Source organism: Aureispira sp. CCB-QB1 (assembly GCF_000724545.1).
Classification (GTDB): domain Bacteria; phylum Bacteroidota; class Bacteroidia; order Chitinophagales; family Saprospiraceae; genus Aureispira.
This window is the reverse complement of the sequence record NZ_JHBV01000163.1, coordinates 1-4172: the sequence shown is the minus strand read 5'-3', so window position 1 is coordinate 4172 and position 4172 is coordinate 1. Positions and strand designations below refer to the sequence as shown.

Here is a 4172-nt window from a genome sequence, read left to right as displayed (position 1 = left end):
TTTTGTAATAATTTTTAGTAGTTTCTATGGCAGTTTCTGTTTAATTTCTGAGCAGTTTCTAGCTAATTTCTGCTTAATTTCTAAGCAGTTTGAAAATCAGTTTTTGTACTAGTAGAGCCAGTAGACGTAGTTTTTGTTAATTTCTAGCCAGTTTCTGAGCAGTTTCTAATCCAGTTTCTACGTCAGTTTGCAAATCGTTTTTTAAGTCAGTTGTTGGATTTTTTTGCACAAGGATTTTAACTCCATAATAAGGGTGGCATTGGTGGCATGTGCTGCCAAAGAAAAGTTATCTGCCATCGCTTGATTTTCGTCTGTCTCCAGCCAATCGTCTTCAAAAATACCGTTGTTGAGAATGCGAATTTCGTGGGCTTCTAGTTTTTGGATTTGTGCTTCAATTAAGCCTATCACAATTGTTTTGTCAATCGGTTGTGGATGGTCGGTTTGGGCATTGCCCAGTTGTTGTTTTTTCATACGTTACTTTTTTTTAGAATAGAATATTTTATATCTGTAAAAGTATTGTATGTGTTTGGTATTGGAAAGTTTTGCTGCTCAAACAGGAGGATTTTGTGGCGTATATTTGGAGGTTGAGAGATAATTGTATTCCTAGTAAGATAGATGTGTATATTTATGAGTTAGTAGATAACTAACTTGAGGATTGAATGAGCAATAAGATGCGAAATAAGGAAATAATTGCTGGTTAAGTAAATGGTGCAACCTTAAAAATAGAACAAATCTAAATTACTAATGTAATAGGATAAGTTCATAGATTTTCCATAAAACATATCGTATACTTGGAAATATATTATAAAACTAATCCTATATAAAAATGCAGATACTAAAATCATTTTGTTTGATCATTTTTTCCTTGTCTTACCTCTGTACTTGCTCAATAGAAAACCCTCCAGAAGAAAAAGAAGAGATTTTCTCATTAGATAATTTACCTACTTCTAATTTTAAGATTCAAGGCAATAAAGATACCATTCTTAAGAGCGAAAATGGTATTAAATTATATATTCCGTTTAACAGCTTTCTTGATGAAAATGGACAAATTTATAAAGGCGAAATTAATATAAATATTGTTGAAATTTTATCAACTGCAGATTTAGTTCTAAGTGGCATAAATACTATTACATCTAATGGACGCATCTTAGAAAATAAAGGAGCTTTCAAAATTAGTATAAATGAAACAAATGTGATGATTAACCCAGATGTTAAGATTAAAGCTATTTTACCCCAAGAGAAATACAATAACTCACAAGTTTTTATTGGAGAAATAGATACTAATAATCAATTTTACTGGAAAGAATCTCATCATTTTGAAAAAGATAGCATAAACTATTGGTTAATAAAAGGAAAAGAATTTCTCCATACTGAATGTGCTTCTTGCCATAATGTTGATTTGGTATCGGACATGACTGGTCCAGCTTTGGCATGGGTTTCAAAGCGTTGGGATAATATGTCTGACCTTATAGCTTTTACTCAAAATTCTTTTCTCTTAGCAGAGGCAGGAAATCTTAGAGCTAAAACAATGCTTGATTGGTCAGCATCAGCAATGACAAATTGTTCTTTATCCGAAAGAGAAATAAAAGCTATATATGATTATATTGATGAAGAATGTATAATTCAAGGTATAGATTCAACTATTTTTGGGAAAAAGACTAGCACTGAAACATACCAGACTTACCTTAATCGACCAGATTCGATGTTAAATGATGAATATAAAATTATGATAATAACCAATAAATCGTTAGTTGGAGTGAAAGGATTTTATGGCTATTTTGATTATCTAAATATTGAAAATGCAAACTTAATTGAGTATTCGGTTAGGGTTGATAACGAGGAGTTCATTGGGAAAACAAGAGTTAAGTTAATACTCCCTAAAATAGATCTTGCCTTAACAGGAATCTATGATTCTACAAAAAAACATTATACTTTTTTTAGGAATACAACGAAAATTGAACTTCCTATTGGTGAAAAAGGTTATTTGCTTGCAGTTTCAAGACTTTCTAAGGTTCCAAGTGTTTCCCTTAAAGAAATTCAAATAAGAAATCAACAAGAAGAGAAATTAATTCTTAAAAAATCATCTTCTCAAGAGATAATTCAATTAATTAAAAATACATTGTAAAAAAACGATTCTAAGCAATGTTTCTATAGAAAAGGATAGCTGAAAAATGGAAAAAAGTGAATTTATAAGTTATTGGAAAGATCACTATCCAGAGTCGTTTCCAATTGGGCATGAACTAAAATGGGTTTATCAAGATAGATGGCTTAGGATTCATAGTTTACCAAAATCTAAAAGATATGCTGAAACGAAAGACGAGTATAAAATAATTCTTAATCGCCAAAATCAGCTGATTGAAGATTTAATAGGAGAAGGAACTGAAATGATAATCTCTTTTGGATTATATGGTAATGATATAACGAATGAGAACTATAAGACGTTAAGAGACTTTTTAGAATTTGAAAAAGTAATGACTATTGATCTTCATAAGGAACGACCAAAAGCATATGAAGAAGAAATGCATTTTGATATTTATGTAATGATTGATAAATGGAAAAGAGAAACTAAAAACGAAATATTGAAAGCAATTGCAGATGATGAAATCAGAGCAATGTTTGTATGTCCGTCTAAAGGGTACATAATAGCTCCTTATGATGGTGGAGTTGATATAATTGCGAATTCAACAGAGAAAAGGGATGAATTAAAAACGGAGTATAAGGACTGGCTTTCTAAGCGAGAAGATGGACTCTAAATTAAATAATCTGCTTAGAAGCAAAGAATTATCCAATAATTAGTTAGCTAAAAACATGGATTATAAAAAGTTAGGTTATAGTAAAAAATGGCTTGAATATGGTTTGCTAAATGAGTCTATTCTTAAAATGCAATTAGATGAGTTTGCTAAAGGAGGAGATGCGAATACAGAACATTATAGATACTGGACATTTTAAACTACTTAAATACAAAAGAAAAATTAGTTAAAAAAGAAATAGATCAATTCGTTGAATTAGCTAAAGAAGAAGAGGTTGATATGATGGGAGGAGCAGCGGTAAAAGATTTATTTTTATCCTCAATTTTGACTAAGGATCAATATGAATATTTAAAACCTAGATTTCTGGAATTTGGAAAATGGACATTAAAAATAATTTCAAGACAAGACTTGCTGAAAAAATTGAACTCAGAAGAAACTACATTTGAGTTGTTTCTAAAATGTTGGGAACACAAAAAGCAATTTAAAGAAAATTTGTTGATTGAAGTTATATTAGAAAAAACAGAAGAAATTAGAATTCTTGAATTCATTTCAAACGCAGAGATCTCAAAAAAAATAAAACATCGAGCTTTATTTAAATTAAATCAGTTGGCAAAAAAGTAAGCTTAAAAAAGAAGCCTTATAATTAGATTAGCACAAAATCTAAATAGCTGTAAATGATTTTGTTAACTCAAGTAATTAAACCTTAATCTATAAATGGAACTTTTATTAGAAAATCAAAAAAAGTATTTAAAAAAGCTTTTAGGAGCTCATATAGAATATGCAATAATCCCTGAATTAGATACATCAAATTCAGCAATATTACCTGAAGGAAACTGTCCACAAGGCAAATATGGTATATTTTTTAATTCATACTGTGTGTTTTTAAGAATAAGAAAGGATGATAAAAGAGAATGGATTAAAGTTAGTCCAGGTCCTGATGAAGCTATTGAGCCTTGGTCTCCAATTAGAATTGAAAACTTGAAACAGTTAGATTATTTGAATATTGTTGGAGATGTTGAAAATTGTATTAAAACTATTCAAGAAAATGATCAATTTCTGGATAATAACATACGAAATTTAGGTTTTTCAAGATTAAGTAATTGGATTTACAAAGACAAAATAGAAAAAATTGCATTATTGTATTATCACGAATATTGTTCAGTTGTTTTTGAACATGAAAGTGGTATGAAGTGGTGTATGTATTGCGAGTTTGATTTTGAGTTTTGGATTAATTTTGACAGGCAACTTGTTGATTTTTTGTTAGAAACAGAATATGATAATTCATTGATTATTCAATGATGAAATGTTGCTATTTGACTACTATAGCAAAGAAAAGACCTTACATGTATTCCCATCCATGTAAGGTCTAAATCACCCCAACTGCGCTTGCGCACTCACGCAGTAATTAAAACCCAAATTTAT

At 29.8% G+C, this 4172-nt stretch carries 6 protein-coding genes; 5 read left to right on the top strand and 1 reads right to left on the bottom strand.

Going from position 1 to position 4172, the window contains the following annotated elements:
- Window positions 1-201: 201 nt before the first annotated feature.
- Window positions 202-471 (bottom strand): hypothetical protein, encoded by a 270-nt coding sequence (locus CG11_RS28790; protein ID WP_052600361.1) that lies wholly within the window; start codon window positions 469-471, stop codon window positions 202-204.
- 355 nt (window positions 472-826) lie between these two features.
- Here CG11_RS28790 and CG11_RS28785 point away from each other — a divergent pair, with 355 nt between their 5' ends.
- The 5 genes from CG11_RS28785 to CG11_RS28770 all read left to right on the top strand — a co-directional run bounded on the left by CG11_RS28785 (window position 827) and on the right by CG11_RS28770 (window position 4049).
- Window positions 827-2125: a c-type cytochrome gene (locus CG11_RS28785; RefSeq protein WP_052600365.1), complete on the top strand. Its 1299-nt coding sequence runs from the start codon at window positions 827-829 to the stop codon at window positions 2123-2125.
- Window positions 2126-2171: 46 nt separating this feature from the next.
- Entirely contained in the window at window positions 2172-2753 is a 582-nt protein-coding gene (locus CG11_RS28780; RefSeq protein ID WP_052600364.1) for a hypothetical protein, read from the top strand.
- Between the two features lie 55 nt (window positions 2754-2808).
- Window positions 2809-2949: a hypothetical protein gene (locus CG11_RS30340; protein ID WP_156039969.1), complete on the top strand. Its 141-nt coding sequence runs from the start codon at window positions 2809-2811 to the stop codon at window positions 2947-2949.
- 80 nt (window positions 2950-3029) lie between these two features.
- The gene (locus CG11_RS28775; protein WP_052600363.1) at window positions 3030-3371 is read left to right on the top strand and encodes a hypothetical protein; all 342 of its coding nucleotides are present in this window, start codon (window positions 3030-3032) and stop codon (window positions 3369-3371) included.
- Between the two features lie 93 nt (window positions 3372-3464).
- On the top strand, window positions 3465-4049 hold the full coding sequence (locus CG11_RS28770; protein ID WP_052600362.1) for a hypothetical protein: 585 nt from the start codon (window positions 3465-3467) through the stop codon (window positions 4047-4049).
- Window positions 4050-4172: the final 123 nt, after the last annotated feature.